Genomic DNA, 16997 nt, shown 5'->3' with positions numbered 1-16997 from the left:
CGCTGCCAAGTTGTGGAGTTCGCTAGTTATTGTACCTTATTTTTCTATCGGCATGCCAGCATCCCCGAAAAACTTGTTTGCTAGTTAACGTTTAGCTTGATTCGGAAAAATTATAGCGGTAATAATCCTGCGCCCGGACGGTCCGGAAGCCGGTGGATTCATAAAGCCGCATGGCGTTCGGGTTGTCCAGCGCCACCTCCAGCCACACCTCGTAGCCGGCGGCCGTCTCGCGGCGGACGATCTGCCGCAGGGCGGCGGATCCGATACCGTGTCCACGGTAGGTTGGGGAGACGGCAAAACCGTAAATCCAGGCTTCCCGGTTGGACCGGGAGACCCGGAGCTTGCCCACCGGATTTTCGTCCAGCATCAGGACCTCGTTTTCCGCGATCGTTTCGTAATTTTCATAGAAGGAAACGGACTCTTCCAGCGGCAAATCGAAGCCTTCGCTATCCAGCCTGGCGAGCACAGGCACATCCTTCGCTTCAGCACTGCGGAGCATCACATCGTCCCGGACCGGAAGCGAGAGATCGCCGCTCGGCTCGTGCTTCATCTGATACTCCGAAAAGTCGTAGGTAAACGGCACGGTGCTCATAAAGGCCTTGGCGGATTCGCTGTTTTCGGGCGCATTTAATAAAATCCGCTTGTAGGCGGACAAGCTTTCCGGATTCAGGGCTTTTTGCAGCAGCCGGGTAAAAATCCCCTGGCACCGGTAGTCGGGATGGACCATGCCGCAAAGCTCCACCGAACTGCCGAAATCGTAAAAACCGAGAAAACCGATGAGCCGGCCGTCCCGATACTCGGCCAAATCGGCTTTTTCTGCGGGTTTGCGGGACAGCAGCGTGTCCCAGTTCAGCTTCAGCACGATCGAATCATGAGCCTCGCATATGTGCTGCAGTTCTTTTACATCTTCCCAGGTTATCGGGTTAGTAATGATCACGCTCGACCACGTCCTTTCGCATGTATTCTAGCCGATTCAGGGGAAAAAAGCATCTGCATGACACCATTTCGCCATATTTCCGTACTACTTACTATAACCGTTAAACGGGGAGATATCAGGAGACGGAGGGGATGGACATGGAGACTGTGAAGAATCCGGGAGCCAAGAGGAAGTTTAATGTGAAGGGAATAACGACAACGGCGGTTGCCGGCCTGGTCGTCCTGGTCTTAGGAGCCAACAGCTTTGCGCAAATCGAATACGGGCATGTGGGGCTTTATAAAACGTTCGGCAAACTCGACAGCAATATATTGTCCCCGGGGATTCATTTGAAGATCCCGTTTGTTCAAACGGTTATTCAGGTCAATACGCAGGTGACCAAAGCGGAAACGGATACAAGCGCATCTTCCAAGGATTTGCAGCCGGTATCCACGCATGTGGCGGTAAACTACTCGGTGAACAAGGAATCCGCGTACAACCTTATGAACAATGTTGGGAGAAATGTCGATTCCGTGATCATCAACCCGGCCGTTCAGGAAATTGTCAAGGAGGTCACCGCAAGATACCAAGCCGAGGATCTGATCGCCAAGCGCGATATGGTCGCTGGCGAAATCAGCGAACACTTGACAAGCCGGCTGGCCAAATATGACTTGATCGTCAATGAAATCAACATCGTCAATTTCAAGTTCTCCGACGCTTTCAACCAGTCGATCGAAGCGAAGCAGGTCGCCCAGCAGCAGGCGCTGAAAGCCAGCAACGATCTGAAACGGATCGAGATCGAAGCGAAGCAGAAGGTCGCCCAGGCGCAGGCCGAAGCGGAGGCGCTCAAGCTGAAAAAGCAGGAGGTTACGCCGGAACTGGTGCAACTGAAGCAGATCGAAGTTCAGGAGAAGGCGCTGGAAAAATGGGATGGGCGTCTGCCGTCCGTGACAGGCGGTGCCACACCGTTCATTGATATCCAGTCGTTTACGAATCAACCCTGAACAATTCCCTCATTATCAATCCGCCGACTCGCTGTCGGCGGATTCTTCGTTTCGTTTCGAACCCCTAATCGTACCGGCAATCCAGTAAATCCACGGGATGAAAAATTCAGTGAGGATCAGAACGGGGGCCAATCCCTCAAGCAGAAACCGAAGCAATTCAATATGCGATCTGGCCAGGGTAATGGAGAAGACCGCGGCATACGCGGTAGCCGGGATAGAGAACGGCCTATGATCTTTGACCCCGGTTAATTGGGAGATGCCATGCACCGATGTATAAATGATAAAAGAGATTTTTACGAAGATGCTGGTCAGCCACAGGATAATCAAAATGGGGTCCAGTGTTTCGATAAAAGACCCAACCCGGATAAAACGGATCAATTCCATGTCGGGATAAGTCAGATTGCCCCCAAGCTCAGGCCCGAAGGCAAGCAGGACCGGGATGGCATGGGAGAAGATGATGACCAAGGAAGACAAAATGGTGGCCAGGAAAGTCCGATATACCTTTTTGGGAGATTTCAGATACGGAAATACAAGAAACAAAAAAGAGAGCTCGCCAACCATGATTGCCATCAAATAGCTTCCCGAACCGACGTCTTCGAGACTCAAATGGGTGATCAAGGCGATTAGCATATCGCTTTTGGCTTCCTGGGTCGCAAGAAAAGGGATGATGAAGAAGGCGATCGCACTGATGAGAAAGATGCCTTGGGCGATCCGGAAAATCGTCTCCAGGCCGCAGTGAACCGCATAGGCGACACAGATGCCAAAGATCGCGACCAAAGCCCACTGCGGAGTTCCGATCAAATATACGGACTGCAGAAAGTCGGATAACTGCCGCAGATTTACGGCGGCCAGCAGGAGCTGCGCACCGATGATCATCAAAATAAACAAGAGGTGCGGCAACCGTCCCACCAGCTCGCTTCCGTATTGGACGATGAACTCGTTTGGCCTTAAGGAAGCCGTTTTATAAGCGGGATAAACCAATAGCAGTCCCGCAAACGAGCCGACAATCATCCCGACAGGAGTGGAATAACCGGCTGCTTCAAGCAAAATACCCAGCAAAAAAGCTATGACGGTCGTAAAAATATATAAGTTGTAGAGAGAAAAAATTTGGCTTGAAGTAACGTTTTTTTGCATACGGGCTGCCTCCGGATTCAGAATCTCAAAAAAGCCAGGCTTGGATCGATGTGCTTATCGTATGAAAGAAAATCGGCAAATTCCACCGGTCCTTCAACAGAAATTGAACCTCGGCCAGCAGGAACAAGAGGAAGGAAACCGCCAGAACGGACCAATGGTGCTTCCATGCTACACCCTCTCTGCGCCGCTTTATCCATTTGTATCCCATATCCGCAAAGAAAATGGCTCCAATCCAAAACATAATCTTCCCCCCTATCTATTGTTTTCTTTGCATGACCGACCGGGTAATTGAGCCGGTCCGATCCAGCTTGATTCCGACTTTGACCTCAATCGGCAGCTCGGTCGCATAGTATTCCCGCCACTTCGGCTTAATCTTCCTCCATTCTTCCGGGTATCTCCAGTCGAGATATTGGCTCATTAAAAAGGCGTCGGAGCGCGCTTTCCTGGTTTTGGACAAAACGCTGCTAAATCGGCGTTCGATATCCTTCTCCAATAAATCACCGATTTGCTCCAAATTATCCGGATTTTTTAAATCTATCGAGGAACTCGAGGAAAGAACATAGGCATCGGCATGGCTCCGGACCTGAAAAGCGACTTTCCCTTCTTTAATTTCGGGTTTGATTTTAGTGCCTATATTTTCGGCGACACAACTGATTTCTTTTCCGTCGGAAGGGGCGTTAACTGTAACGATCGACGATGTGAGCTGGGAGCTGATCCATAGAGCCCCCCTTAATTCCTGCGTGGAGAGCTCGATCTTGGACATTTTTCCCCCCTTGAAAATGGCGGCCCCCCCGGTTCCCATCCATGTGTCTTTGGCCTGATCCGAGGTTTCGATATCGGGCTGACGGCCGAAACTCAGCAGGGGCAGCAGAATGTCTCCGCCTTGGTAATAAGCCAAAATATAGTCTTTGACCGTGGTATCGAGAGTGACATGCTGATTGATATACTTTCGCAAAATATCCGAGACGAATCGCTCAAAGATTAATGGAGTGTTGCTTATATCCTTCAAGCTGTCGGGCGTCACGAACATATTGGCGCTTAAATGGAAGGCGGGTTGCCGATGGACGAATTCAATGATCGATTCAATTCCGTGCTCCGCCAGCTTTCGGCCGATGACAATAATTCGGGTTTGTCCGAACGAGATGGTCCGGGACATATCCACTTGGATTTCTCTCAGCGCTTCGCTGATGTTGGGGGCTTTCTTGGTCACAAAGGAATACGGCTCCCCCTTGGCTTGTCCGGAGCCGCCGGCTTGGCCGGGAATCATCCGGTTCGGCAAGGGGAAACTGATGGTGAGCTCGATTTCGCCGTTGTCGGTCCGGTCCACCAGCATGGAAAGGGCGAAAGCGCGGTTGTTAATTTCTTTGGATGACCAGCAGCCTCCGGTAATCGCCAGAACGGCGATGGCTAGTCCGGTGGTGAGCGCCAGCCTCAGGTATTTGTTGATCAATTGCCTTCACCTTTCTTCTTCGCCCAGTCTCTGGATTTGTTTTGTTGCCGGATCTTGTTCCCCGCCATAAACGGGGGCCGTGTTCTCATATGCCACCAGGGTGCCCTTACCAAAGTGTCTTTCAAGTCATCCTTGACCAAGGGGGCGATCGGTGCCAAATAAGGAACCCCGAATGATTTCAGGTTGGTCAGGTGAGTGTAGATCAAGATCAGTCCGCAGGCGATCCCGTATAGCCCGAACATCGCGGCCAAAAACATGATTGGAAACCGTAGCAGCCGAAAAGACAGGCCCAGATCGAAATGCGGGATGATAAATGAGGCGATCCCCGTCAGTGACACAATGATGACCATGGCCGCGGATACGATGCCTGCCTCCACGGCGGCTGTCCCGATGATCAGCGCACCGATAATGGAAACGGCTTGGCCGATCGCCTTGGGAATTCGTATGGAGGCCTCGCGAAGCGCCTCAAAAGCTATTTCCATAATGAAGGCCTCAAGCAGCGCGGGGAAGGGCACGATTTCCCGGGAAGCGGCAAGCGTATATAGAAGCTGTGACGGTATCATTTCAGGGTGAAAGGTTGTCGTCGCGATATAAAGGGAGGGCAGCAGCAGGGATGCGAACAGAAAAAAATAACGTATCCAACGAATCCATGTCGCCGCCACGAACCTTTGGTAATAGTCCTCCGCCGACTGGAGCAGCATGGTCATCGTAACCGGAACGAGCAGCACCAACGGCGTTCCGTCCACCATTAAAGCGATTCGTCCCTCAAGCAGGGAGGCGGCAATGACATCCGGTCTTTCGGAGTATTGCATCTGGGGAAAAGGCGAGTAGGGATTATCCTCAATCGACTCTTCCAGATAAGAGGCTCCCATAATTCCGTCAATATCGATGTAGGACAGTCTCCGTTTGACTTCGGCAATCATCTCCGGCTTGGCGACGCCTTGTACAAAGGCAACGACGACGCTCGACTTGGTTTTAGTTCCGAATTTAAGCTCCTCACACTTAAAATCTTTATTTTTTAATCGCCTGCGCAGTAAAGTCAGATTGATTTCAAGATCCTCGATAAAGGCTTCCCGCGGCCCGCGGATCACGGATTCATTGGGCGCTTCGCTGACGGAGCGCGTCGGGTAATCCGAAATGGAGAAGGTCATCATACGGTGGTCCCCATCGATGAGGAGCAAGGCGCCCGCGTCAAGAACCGCGTTTAAGCCTTCGTTCATATCCGTAACCAACTTGTTTTGAGAAACGTCCAGCCCCTTGTCATCGAACAAAAATTTAAAAATATCGCCTTCTTTAAGCTCCTCGGCCCGTTTCTGCAGACTTCTGAGGATAAAGTTCTGTACAGTCGGCTGGCTGATCATCCCCCGCAGGTAAATGAGCGCGCATTCCTGGCCGGTGCTGAGCACAAACTGCCTGTAGATGACATCCGAACATAAATCGAGCTCCCGCTGATACCAGGCGAGGCGTTCTTGAAGATCGCGGGCATCCGGTCCCTCAACCGTCTCCCCACCTGACTCCGGTTTTTTCGTGTTTACGTCCGATCGATTTCCCGATTCCTGGTCCGGTTTGTTATCGGGCCGCAGAGTGAGCCGGTGTCTTCTCCAAAATGGCAAAGCGGTGTGCCTCCTTTCTTTACGAGGTTCTGACACTATAAAGATTTGCGGGAGACAGGAAAATTATTCTTTCGGCCCGATTTAAATACAGACTTTGGAACTATTTAATTATGGGGTCATTTGATCGATATTTATGATATAGCCTGAATATATCGGCCTGTTGGGCGTGTCATCTTAGAAATTGCAAACGGAGAGAACCGAAGTAGAGAAGAGAAGGAAGGGGGCCTTTCGTGAGAACCCACGTTATGGAGCTGCAGGATGGGGACCGGCTAAAGACGGATATCTTTAACAAGGCCGGGCTACACGTTCTGCCAAAGGGAACAAGTATACATAAGGAAGAAATCGCACTTCTGATTCGGCAAAGTATCGATTATGTCGATATCGAACCAAGGGAGGACGGGGCGGCGCTTTCCCAGCTGAACCGGTCCGATTTTCAGAAGCTGCTGAAGGATAATTTCGAATCCACGGTGAAAGGCTATCAGTCCATATTTCTTGAGGCGCTGACAACCGGGAAGTTTAATCAAACGATGGTGGACGACAAGCTGAAGCCGATGCTTGAAATCATTGACCAGAAGAAAGATGTCGTCTCCCTGCTGATCACGTTTGGGGAAGAGGACGTCAATCTTTACAACCATTCCCTGCAGGTTGGGCTGTTGTCGTATTACATCGCTTCCTGGCTCGGCTACAGCCGGGACGAGTGCTATGAGATCAGCAAGGCGGGCTGCCTCCACGATATCGGAAAAAGCAAGGTCCGTCAGGAGCTGCGCAATCATTCCGGCTCGTTGAATGAGGCGCAGTTGGACGAAATGCGGCGCCACACGCGTTACGGCTTTGAAATTATTCGCGATTCCATGCCGGATATGGTACCCGCGCTTGTCGCGCTACAGCACCACGAACGCGAGGACGGTACCGGATTCCCGCAAGGGCTCCAGGCTGAAGAGATTCATCCGTATGCCAAAATCGTGGCGGTCGCCAACATGTACGTCGAAATGACGGCTCCAGACCGGCTTAAGGGCAGACCGGGGCTGCTGGCTGTTCTGCGCGAGGTGTACGAGCTCGGCTTCGGGGAACTGAACGAGAAGGTCGTGCAGGCGCTGGTCCGCCATTTGCTTCCGCACTTTGTGGGGAAGCACGCCCGTTTGAGCAACGGGGAGACCGCGATGATCGTCTGGAACAATCCGAGCGATTATTTCCGCCCTTTGGTGAAGGTGAACGAACAGTTCCTCGATCTATCCGTGGAACGCCAACTGACCTTGGAAGAAATTTTTATGTAAGAATGTACAGAGAAACGGCAAACAGCCGGTTACCGCTAATACAAGCGATAACCGGCTGTTTTATTCTGTATATAGAATTCCAGGCTTCTCTCAGGATAGTCGCGTCTCTTGGATATGTCCGATGACTTTGCCGCGCAGTTCCGGCTTCACGGGGGATTCCCCCGCCAGCTCCAAGGCCCAGAGGACGGCTCCCGCGGCGGGAGGAACCTGCAGGAAAATATAATTGCAGGGGACTTGGGTCAGAGCGGCCATCTGCTGTCTGAAGCCATCAAACAGCAGAGGCGTCTCGGCCTTGACCCATACGGACCCGGCCAAAATAATGTCAGCTTCCCGATCGCCGGCGAAATTCAAGTGCTCCAGGCAGCCTGCGACAGAGCGGGCAAGCTGCTCCCCCGAGTGACGAATGATTTGAAGTGCGGCAGAATCTCCTTGGTCCGCGGCGCGGAACAAAATGCGAACCAGTTCTGTCGTGGGTAAGCTTCGCCTTACCGAGCCCTCCAGCACGGTTTCGATATAATCGGCTTTGGATGGAATACGCAGCAGTTCCATTACCGGCCCGGTCATGGCCGTCTTGGGGCCAAGCCGGTAAAAGGTGTCGTAAACCGTCCGCAATACGCGTCTGGCCAGATAAAACCCGCCTGCTTCGTCACCGGACAGTTCGCTGCCGACTCCGCCGATCTGCAGGCGCTCCCCGGTTTCGGATATGCCGGCGGTGGACATCCCCGACCCGTTAATGGAGCAGACGCCGTACCCTTTTTCGCTCCCCGCCTTGATGCCGAGAAACGCATCGTTATCCAGCGCAAAATGGGCCAAACCAAGCCGCTCGACCACCTCGCACAGTTTGGCTTTTTGCGGAGGGATATCCGCTCCAGCCAAGCCAAAGGCACCGGCGGCAAGCAGCTCCGGAACAAGCCGGTGGGGCGCCAACAACCTGCTTAAATGCTCCCTCATGGCCCGTTCCGCGCCGGCATACCCGTCGGGAAACCGTTCATGGCTACAGGTGCCGGTATGAAGATGATCGATATAATTGCCGTCCAGGTCGAACAGGAAATAATCCGTCTTGCTGTTTCCGCCATCAACGCCGATCACATATTTTTTATCCATGGCCAGAACCTAACTTACGGGAAAAAATTGCGGCAAATAGACTTTGTGCGCTTCCTTCAATTCCTGGAAGCAGGCGTAAGCCGCGTCATAATCACCGACCAGCGGGTTCATGAGCAGCGCGCGCATGGCGGCGTCTTCGCTTCCGGTCACGGCGGCGGTCACGGTCTCGCGCTCGTAAGCTTTGACCATACGCATGTAGTCGATGATGTGCCGGTTCGCGAAACCTTCAACTTTGATTGGTTTGGCCCCGTCGCGTCCAATGACCGCCCGGACTTCCACCGCATCCGTATCATCCATGAACTCAAGCGCTCCGCGATTCAACAAATTTACCACATGAACTTCCTGCTTGTCGTTGTAAATGGCGTCCACCAGACTGATCGCAACTTCGGAATAATTGGCCCCACCCCGGGAGGACAGCAGCTCGGGTTTGGTATGCAAATTCGCATCGGAGTAGATTTGCAGGAGATCCTCTTCGATTTGCACGCATTTTTCCCCGCGGCTCAATTCGCTCGACCGGAGAAGGTCCAGCTTCTTGTTTTTGAAGTAGTAGTATTCGAGATAGGAGGAAGGGATGGCACCGACCATTTGGATCAATTCCTTGCTGAAACCACTGGAAGGAATGTTCTTCATGGCTTCGCTGTTCAGGCCCATATCGAGCGCCCGTTTGAGATAGTCCTGGCCATCTTGTTCGATCGCGGTGATCCAGCTGAGGTGGTTAAGTCCCAAATAGGTGATCTCCGGGTGGTCCAACTGCAGCGTTTCACGGATGCTCTTGAACATATTGAAGGGAACGTTGCAAAGCCCCAGCATTTTAACGTCGCTATAATTCAGCAGGGCTTCCGTAAGAATGCCGGCGGGATTGGAGAAGTTGATCAGCCAGGCGTCCGGGCAAAGCTCCTTCATCCGCTGCGCGATTCCCAACATGACGGGGATGGTTCGCATTGCTTTAAAAAAACCGCCGATGCCGCAGGTTTCCTGGCCGATCAGGTCGTATTTGAGCGGAATCTTCTCGTCCAGGATCCGGGCAGCCAGTTTGCCGACGCGAATTTGCCCCAGCACAAAGTCGGCATCCCGCAGCGTTTCATCCAGATCCGCCGTCCTGACGACGCGGCAGGTGAGCTGCTCGGCCCGGATCATCCGTTCGCAGAGCCGGCCCACGATATCAAGCTTGCGGGCATCGATGTCCATAAGAACGAGCTCCGTGACCGGTAGAGCATGCTTGCGCTTGAGGATACCCTCGATCAGTTCGGGCGTATAGGTGCTTCCCGCTCCAATAATGGAGATTTTTAACTTGTTATGCATGGAAACCATCCTTTGTTGTTATGACGTGAACATCCAGACTTTTTCGCGGTTATTATAGCATGGTGTTCATCGATGCGACAATAAAAAACGTAAATAAATTTTATGTTGAATTAATATTTTTGAAATAAAATTTTAAGTGGGAGGGATCGATTTCCAGGTTTTTTGAAAGAGATCGCTTGTTTTTTACGCAAAAAGCGCTTAAGATATGAATGCATATCATGGGAAGTCAGCTTTTTGAGAGAAAAGTAGAGTAAGAGAAATTCATTAAGTGAGTAGGGAAGCTGCGATGGCGATTAATGATAATATCCTGATCAAAATCCGGGAAATGAAAGAGAATTTGACACCGGTAGAGCGGCTGGTGGCCGAGTATATTTTGGCCAATACGGAAGAAATTCCGCATTTGTCGATCAAGAGTCTGGCCCGTTTAAGCAAGACCAGCGACGCCTCCGTGCTGCGTTTCTGCAAAACGATGGGCTACAGCGGGTACCGAAATTTCATCGTGAGTATTTCCGCCGCCGTCGGCTCCATGGACGAGGAGCGGAACGACGGATACACCGACATTCAGCCGGGGGACGATCTTAACACCATTATTTCGAATATTTCGCGTAACAATATGAAATCCATAGAAGATACCCTCAGCGTTTTGGACAGGAATGAGGTGGACCGGGCCGTTAAAGCACTCCGGGCGAGCAACCGTATCGTTTTTTTCGGCATGGGCGCTTCGGGGCTGATCTGCCAGGACGGTGAGCAAAAATTTTCGCGGATCAACAAAATGTGTCACGCTTATATCGATGCGCACAGCCAGCTTACGGCGGCGACCTTGCTGGGCAAGGGCGACGTGGCCATCTTTGTTTCCAATTCGGGAGATACGGCCGAAATCCTGGACACGCTGGAAGTGGCCAAGAAGAACAAAGTCAGCACGATCGCGATCACCCGGTACAATAAGAGCGAGCTGGCGGATAAGGCCGACATTCTCCTGGGGATTTCGACGCCCGAAGTGACGATGCGCAGCGGGGCCATGGGCTCAAGAATCGCCATGCTTACCGTCATCGACATTTTATTTGCCGGCGTGGCGAGCGCGGATTACCAGAACGTGAAGAAGTTTCTTACAAAAACGCACAATATTCTCGCCTTCAAACATAGAAACCGGAAATAACCCGGCATTTTGGGCTACATAATGGGCTGTCCCAAGGTCATCTTTGATGATGGAGGGGCGGCTTTTTTTATCTCGTGGACGAATTAAAAAAACAAAAAAATATTACATCATAAAATTTTATTTCAAAAACTATTGACGGTGTAAGGTTTGCCCAATTAATATAAAACCAAGAATTGAGGTCCCAATTCACCAGTGAGGAGAATGAATCGGCCATGGAACAATACTTTGCAGGACTGACCACAGAAGGAATCAACCCCGACACGCAAATGATTGACGAGTGCACGACCGAGCAAATGCTGCGGCTGCTCAATCAGGAGGATGCCAAGGTTCCTGCTGCTGTGGCTGCGGAAATCCCGCAAATCGTCAGGGCGGTGGATATTCTCCATCAACTGCTCAAACAGGGTGGCAGAATGTTTTATATAGGAGCGGGCACCTCGGGAAGATTGGGGGTGCTGGACGCCTCCGAATGTCCGCCTACTTTCGGTGTCGATCCCGCCCTGGTGCAGGGACATATTGCCGGGGGAGACATGGCATTAAGAGTAGCCGTTGAAGGTTTTGAAGACAGTGCGGAGGAGGGGATCGCTTTAATTGAGCGCGTTGGCGTGACAGCGCGGGACGCCGTCATCGGCATTTCGGCCAGCGGCTCGGCCAGCTTCGTCATCGCCGGTTTGAAGAAAGCCGCCGAATTGGGGGCGGTAACGATCGGCATCGTCAATAACAAGGGGTCCCGGTTGGAGGAAGTCTGCGATATTTGCATCGTTCCGGTGGTCGGCCCCGAGGTTATTATGGGCTCGACCCGGCTGAAAGCGGGCACGGCCCAGAAGCTGGTGCTGAACATGCTGACCACTTGCACGATGGTCAAGCTGGGGAAGACTTACAACAACTTGATGGTGGATCTGAAGGCAAGCAACAAGAAGCTCTATGACCGTTCGGTCCGGATCATCCGGATCGCTACCGGAGTCGATCCGGATACGGCGGCCGATTTTTTGGCGAAGGCGTCCATGAACTGCAAGCTGGCGATCCTGATGATCAAAACCGGACTGGACGCGGTCCAGGCGGAGCGGGTTCTTGCGGAATGCGAAGGGAACCTGAAATCCGCCATTCGCACAACCAATCAAGTAAGATAACGTTCGATAACCCGGGGGGAGGATTTTCAAATGAAAAGAAAAACGCATGTACTGACTTCACTGCTGGCTTTCTCTATGCTGCTTGCCACGTTGACGGCTTGCGGAACCAAAGGTAACGAAGGCGGCGGCGCAAACGCTGCAAAAGCCGGGAACGGGGAAGCGAAAGATACCATTACCGCGCTGCTTCCGCCGGTTTCGGGGGAATTTCAGAACAATTTTGCCCAAATGGAGAAAGACTTTAATGCGCTCTACCCGAATCTTACTTTGAAAATCGAACCTGCGAGCTGGGAGGATATGACCCAGAAGCTCGATACGCAGGTCAATGCGGGAAGTCCTCCTGATATCGCTTTCATTGGCTCGGATGGGATTTCCAAGTACGTTCAACAGGGGATGCTGATGGATATTACCGACACCGCGACCCCGGAAATGATCGCCGACTATGATCCCGCGCCGCTGGAATATATGAAGAAAGGCGAAGGACTCTACGGGTTCCCCGCTTATATGGAAGTACACGCACTGGGCGGGAACAAAGAATATCTTGAGGCCGCGGGGATCGACTGGAAAAACGTGCAGAAAAACGGCTGGACTTACGAAGAATTCCGCGAAGCGATCAAAAAGGGAGTCGTCAGGGAAGGCGACACCACGAAACGATACGGATTCGTTTTCGCTACCGCCGGCGTCACCGCGAAGGACTACTTGAACATTCTGATTAAAAATGCCGGGATGCCGGCCCCTTTCAACAAAGATTTGAAATATGCGTATACCAGCAAAAACTTCCTGGAAGTGTTGAAGGCGATCCGGCAGTTGATCGACGACGGCTCGATGCCTAAGGAGCTTAGCTCCGTCGATGCCGGCAAACGTTGGAATATGTTCCTTACGGGACAGACCATGATCACCGGCAAAGGGCTCGCGACGTTTGAGAATTCCGCCAAGAAGAATAATGAAAAGCTCAAGGCCAACGATGGCAGCGCCGTACAAGGCAGCATCCCTGTGGATTATATCGTCCTGCCGGTACCGACCTTCGTGGGCGAGGAGCCGATTTCCAGCACTGTGGTCGACGGTTATGTTACCTTCCGCGGCAAAAAAGAGCCGACCGCCGAGCATAAGGCAAATGTGGTAAAAGCCGCCTACTTCCTGGCAAGCGGTAAGGTAGCGGCCACGACAAACAACGATCTATTTGCTGCCCATATCACGAAGAGCGGGAGAGAAGCGGCCAAGAGCATGACGGTTGACCGGAATCCGGACAATGTGGCCGCCGTGGAAACGATGCTCTCGCATGCGAACCCGGCCCGGCCGGACATCCCGGTCGACCTTGGCGCCAAAGCGATCAAGATCGAGGATGCCGTTATCATTCCGAAGCTGCAGGCGCTTCTGGCAAACGAAATCACGCCGGAGGAAATGTACGAAGCGGTCAAGGCCGAGGCGATCGGCACCTTCGGTCAAGACGGAATTGTAAACGATTAGTCCTACCCATCGGGCAGTCGCGTAAAACCGATTCGGCTGCCCGATCCTTTTTTCGCAAAACGGTTGGAGAAGGAGTTTGGACATTATGGCTCACTTGGCAAAAGCACAGAATCCACCCAAGATCGGCAAGAAGCGCAAATGGAAAGGAGACGGCGCTTGGGCTTACGCGTTTATCGCCGTGGCGCTGGTCGTCTACGCCATGTTTACCGCCTACCCCGTGGTCAGCGCCTTTATCATCAGCTTTCAGGAGTACCGGCCGCTCGGCTCGGTGTTCATCGGCTTTGATAATTACGTAAGCACATTTAAAGATTCGCTCTTTTGGAAATCGATCACGAATACTGTGGTGTATACGGCCCTGACCGTTCCGGTATCGCTGTTTCTGTCCTTTGCCGTCGCGATCATGATTCTTCCCTTTAAGAAGGGGCTGCAAACGACGTTTAAAGCGGTTTACTACCTCCCCGCCGTCGCATCGGGGGTCGCTTTATCGGTTGTATGGCTGTGGATTTTTGATCCGATGACCTCGGGGATATTGAACCAACTGCTGGGCGTGTTCGGCATCGCCAACCAGAACTGGTTGGGATCGAGCGCGACGGCCATGTTCTCCCTCGTGCTGATGGCCTGGCTGTCGAGCCACGGCACCAGCATCATTATTTATCTCGCCGCGCTGCTCGGCATCGATTCAAGCTATTACGAAGCGGCGGATCTGGATGGGGCTTCTTTTTTTCAGAAGCTGTGGTACATCGTGATCCCGTGCCTTAAGCCGACCACCTTGTTCCTGCTCGTGACCGGCGTCATCGGTTCGTTCCAGGTTTTCCAGAACGCTTATCTGATGACGGGCGGTGGCCCGGACAACGCGACGACGATGGTCGGACTGCTGATCTTCGACAACGCGTTCAAATACTTCGAGTTTGGCGAAGCCGCCGCGCAATCCCTGATTTTGACGGTGATTATCGCCGGTATTTCCCTGATCCAATTCAAATTTCTCGGCAACGATGTTGAGTACTAGGGGAGGAGAGAACGATGGCGCTATACAGCAATCATACCGGACGCAAAAGCGTAAAGCTTGCCCGCAATACCTTCATGATCATCGTGCTTGTGCTCTTCGCGCTCGCCACCCTGTTTCCGATCTATTTCATGATTATTTCCTCCTTCGGCGACCCGGTGGAAGCCGGCGCTCTAAGCTACACGCTTTGGCCCACCAAGATCTCACTGGATTCCTACAAGTTCTTCTTTGATTACAGCGAATATTCCTACCGCTGGCTGCTGAACTCGCTGATCGTCGCGGGCAGTGTCACGGTATTCAATGTAGTGTTTGCTACCTTGGCCGGATACGCGTTCTCCAAAATCCGGTTTAAAGGAAGAAACGTGCTGTTCTTTATTTTACTCTGCGCGATGATGATTCCTTATCAAGTTACCCAGGTACCGCTTTACATTCTGATCGTGAACGTATTCCAAATCCAGAATACGTACGGCGCGCTCATCCTGCCGGGGATCGTCACGGTCTACAATATTTTTCTGGCCAAACAGTTCATGTCGTCGATTCCGAACGAAATCCTGGAATGCGCCAAGGTGGAAGGCTGCAACCAGTTCCAAATTTTTATCCGCGTGATCGTGCCGCTGTCCAAAACGGTCATGGCGGTCATGGCGATTCTTACATTTATGGATAGCTGGAATACCTTCTTCTGGCCGTTCCTGGTGACTAACACGATGGATATGCAGACCATTCAAGTCGGATTGAAAAACTTCCGTTTTGCCAATACAACGTATTTTGCCCCGATGATGGCGGGGGCCGCCATTTCGGCGATCCCGATGTTTATCCTGTTCTTCAGCCTGCAAAAATACTTCCTGGAAGGCGTTACCGTAGGGGCGGTGAAAGGATGAACGACGGGCGGAGCAAGGGGGGCGGCGGCACCCGCTACGCGGTGGGACTCATGTCCGGCACCTCCGTCGACGGGATCGACGCGGCGGTGGTGGAAATCCGCGGGGAGCTGGACCTGAAACCGCAAGTCCGCCTGGTGGCGTTCGAGAACTTTCCGTATCCGGCTTCAGCCAGGGAAGAAATTTTTGCACTGTTTGATCCGCGGAAAGCGACGATCGACCGCGTCGGCCGGTTGAATGTTTGGCTGGGCGAACTGTTCGCGGAGGCGGCTTTGGAGGTGATCCGCAAGGCGGGACTGACGCCCCGGGAGATCGCCTGGATCGGTTCGCACGGGCAGACGATCTATCATGCGCCGGAAGCGCATGAACGGGACGGCTTCGATTTGCGGTATACGGTGCAAATCGGGGAAGGGGCCGTGATCGCGGCCCGGACGGGCATTCCCTGCGTCTCCGATTTCCGCGTCGCCGACATGGCCGCGGGCGGGCAAGGGGCGCCGCTTGTCCCTTTTACGGAGTACTTGCTGTACCGGGAAGAGCACCGGACTTTGCTGCTGCAAAATATCGGCGGCATCGGCAACATGACCGTCCTTCCGGCGGGCTGCCGGGCGGAGCAGGTTTACGCCTTCGACACGGGCCCCGGCAACATGCTGATCGACGGGGTGGTGTCCGGGCTGACTCTGGGCAGGCAGACGATGGATGCCGGAGGAGATATGGCCAAACGCGGGCGTATCCATGATGGGCTGCTTCGGGAGTTGCAGCGGGAGCCTTATTATTCCCGGCCGATCCCTAAATCGACCGGAAGGGAGCTGTTCGGAGCGTCCTATATCGATCGATTGCTGGACTATCGGGAACGGCATGGCCTTTCGGCGTGCGATCTCGTGGCGACGGTGACGCGGTTGACAGCATGGACGGTCGGCGAAGCTTACCGCCGCTTCGTCCGCGACCGGGATCCGGCGGACGCGCTGATCGTCGGAGGCGGCGGGAGCTACAATCCCGTGCTGATGGATTTCTTGAACGCCGAGATGGCACCGATGAACGTCGCCGTACGGACCCAGGAAGAAGTAGGGCTGAGCAGCGACGCCAAAGAGGCGGTGGCCTTCGCGCTGCTCGCCGGCTATACGCTGGCCGGGCGGGCCAACAATCTGCCCGGCGTGACCGGGGCGGAGCGCCCCGTGGTGATGGGCAAGATCAGTTACTAATGCTCCATCAGACATAGTAGTAGGGGATATTGAGAAATTGAGAATACATTCGCACGCCCACAGACATCCAAATCGTTTGAGGCCCACGGCGATCAAGGTGCCGAGTGCACCTTCCAACCCTTCCAGCTCCAAAAGATGCAAATCTGCAGGTATTTAGGCTGATTCACGAGGGGGTGCGAAAAAAGATGCAAATCTGCAGGCATTTCTGGCGATTTTAGAGCAACGAGCCGGTTTCGTCAAAAATTCCTGCAGATTTGCAGAAATTTTGAAATTCTTGTTCCGTACTAGAAAAAAACATGCAGATATGCAGGAATTCAATGTTATCAAGGTTGTCTGATGGGGCACTAGAGGTTGTCAAGCCGGAACCAGGCAGGGAGGA

15 protein-coding genes are annotated in these 16997 nt (G+C 53.0%); 8 read left to right on the top strand and 7 right to left on the bottom strand.

Annotated features, from left to right (window positions below; all coding sequences use genetic code 11):
* Positions 1-91 precede the first annotated feature (91 nt).
* Positions 92-937 (bottom strand): GNAT family N-acetyltransferase, encoded by an 846-nt coding sequence (locus V4U88_RS01580; protein WP_334071469.1) that lies wholly within the window; start codon positions 935-937, stop codon positions 92-94.
* Positions 938-1068: 131 nt separating this feature from the next.
* Between V4U88_RS01580 and V4U88_RS01575 the strand changes: the two genes are divergently transcribed.
* Complete coding sequence (locus V4U88_RS01575; protein ID WP_334071468.1) at positions 1069-1917, top strand: prohibitin family protein; 849 nt, start codon at positions 1069-1071, stop codon at positions 1915-1917.
* 15 nt (positions 1918-1932) lie between these two features.
* Here the strand turns inward: V4U88_RS01575 and V4U88_RS01570 are convergent, their stop codons facing one another.
* From V4U88_RS01570 to V4U88_RS01555, 4 genes are read right to left on the bottom strand one after another with little or no spacing between them, the layout of a single operon-like run.
* Complete coding sequence (locus V4U88_RS01570; protein WP_334071467.1) at positions 1933-3051, bottom strand: GerAB/ArcD/ProY family transporter; 1119 nt, start codon at positions 3049-3051, stop codon at positions 1933-1935.
* 25 nt (positions 3052-3076) lie between these two features.
* Positions 3077-3292, bottom strand: a complete 216-nt coding sequence (locus V4U88_RS01565; protein ID WP_334071466.1) for a hypothetical protein — start codon at positions 3290-3292, stop codon at positions 3077-3079.
* 15 nt (positions 3293-3307) lie between these two features.
* Complete coding sequence (locus tag V4U88_RS01560) at positions 3308-4501, bottom strand: Ger(x)C family spore germination protein (RefSeq protein ID WP_334071465.1); 1194 nt, start codon at positions 4499-4501, stop codon at positions 3308-3310.
* Positions 4498-6114 carry a spore germination protein gene (locus tag V4U88_RS01555; protein ID WP_334071464.1) on the bottom strand — a complete coding sequence of 539 codons (1617 nt, stop codon included), beginning with the start codon at positions 6112-6114 and terminating at the stop codon, positions 4498-4500. The genes V4U88_RS01560 and V4U88_RS01555 overlap by 4 nt, the downstream gene beginning before the upstream one ends.
* 230 nt (positions 6115-6344) lie before the next feature.
* On the opposite strand from V4U88_RS01555, the gene V4U88_RS01550 reads away from it, so the two are divergent.
* Positions 6345-7388 carry an HD-GYP domain-containing protein gene (locus V4U88_RS01550; RefSeq protein ID WP_334071463.1) on the top strand — a complete coding sequence of 348 codons (1044 nt, stop codon included), beginning with the start codon at positions 6345-6347 and terminating at the stop codon, positions 7386-7388.
* Positions 7389-7478: 90 nt separating this feature from the next.
* On the opposite strand, the gene V4U88_RS01545 is transcribed toward V4U88_RS01550, so the two are convergent.
* Entirely contained in the window at positions 7479-8492 is a 1014-nt protein-coding gene (locus tag V4U88_RS01545) for an N-acetylglucosamine kinase (RefSeq protein ID WP_334071462.1), read from the bottom strand.
* Between the two features lie 9 nt (positions 8493-8501).
* Positions 8502-9794: a 6-phospho-beta-glucosidase gene (locus V4U88_RS01540; RefSeq protein ID WP_334071461.1), complete on the bottom strand. Its 1293-nt coding sequence runs from the start codon at positions 9792-9794 to the stop codon at positions 8502-8504.
* Positions 9795-10080: 286 nt separating this feature from the next.
* Between V4U88_RS01540 and V4U88_RS01535 the strand changes: the two genes are divergently transcribed.
* The 6 genes from V4U88_RS01535 to V4U88_RS01510 all read left to right on the top strand — a co-directional run bounded on the left by V4U88_RS01535 (position 10081) and on the right by V4U88_RS01510 (position 16618).
* Positions 10081-10950 carry a MurR/RpiR family transcriptional regulator gene (locus tag V4U88_RS01535; protein WP_334072044.1) on the top strand — a complete coding sequence of 290 codons (870 nt, stop codon included), beginning with the start codon at positions 10081-10083 and terminating at the stop codon, positions 10948-10950.
* Between the two features lie 212 nt (positions 10951-11162).
* Complete coding sequence (murQ, locus tag V4U88_RS01530) at positions 11163-12077, top strand: N-acetylmuramic acid 6-phosphate etherase (protein ID WP_334071460.1); 915 nt, start codon at positions 11163-11165, stop codon at positions 12075-12077.
* A gap of 30 nt (positions 12078-12107) precedes the next feature.
* Complete coding sequence (locus V4U88_RS01525) at positions 12108-13541, top strand: ABC transporter substrate-binding protein (RefSeq protein ID WP_334071459.1); 1434 nt, start codon at positions 12108-12110, stop codon at positions 13539-13541.
* A gap of 85 nt (positions 13542-13626) precedes the next feature.
* Positions 13627-14547 (top strand): carbohydrate ABC transporter permease, encoded by a 921-nt coding sequence (locus tag V4U88_RS01520; protein WP_334071458.1) that lies wholly within the window; start codon positions 13627-13629, stop codon positions 14545-14547.
* Positions 14548-14561: 14 nt separating this feature from the next.
* Entirely contained in the window at positions 14562-15422 is an 861-nt protein-coding gene (locus V4U88_RS01515) for a carbohydrate ABC transporter permease (RefSeq protein ID WP_334071457.1), read from the top strand.
* On the top strand, positions 15419-16618 hold the full coding sequence (locus V4U88_RS01510) for an anhydro-N-acetylmuramic acid kinase (RefSeq protein WP_334071456.1): 1200 nt from the start codon (positions 15419-15421) through the stop codon (positions 16616-16618). Before V4U88_RS01515 ends, V4U88_RS01510 begins: the two co-directional genes overlap by 4 nt.
* Positions 16619-16997 lie beyond the last annotated feature (379 nt).

Source organism: Paenibacillus sp. A14 (genome assembly GCF_036864815.1).
Lineage (GTDB): Bacteria > Bacillota > Bacilli > Paenibacillales > Paenibacillaceae > Fontibacillus > Fontibacillus sanfengchensis.
The sequence above is the reverse complement of the archived record's forward strand: the minus strand, read 5'-3'. Positions and strand labels throughout refer to the sequence as shown.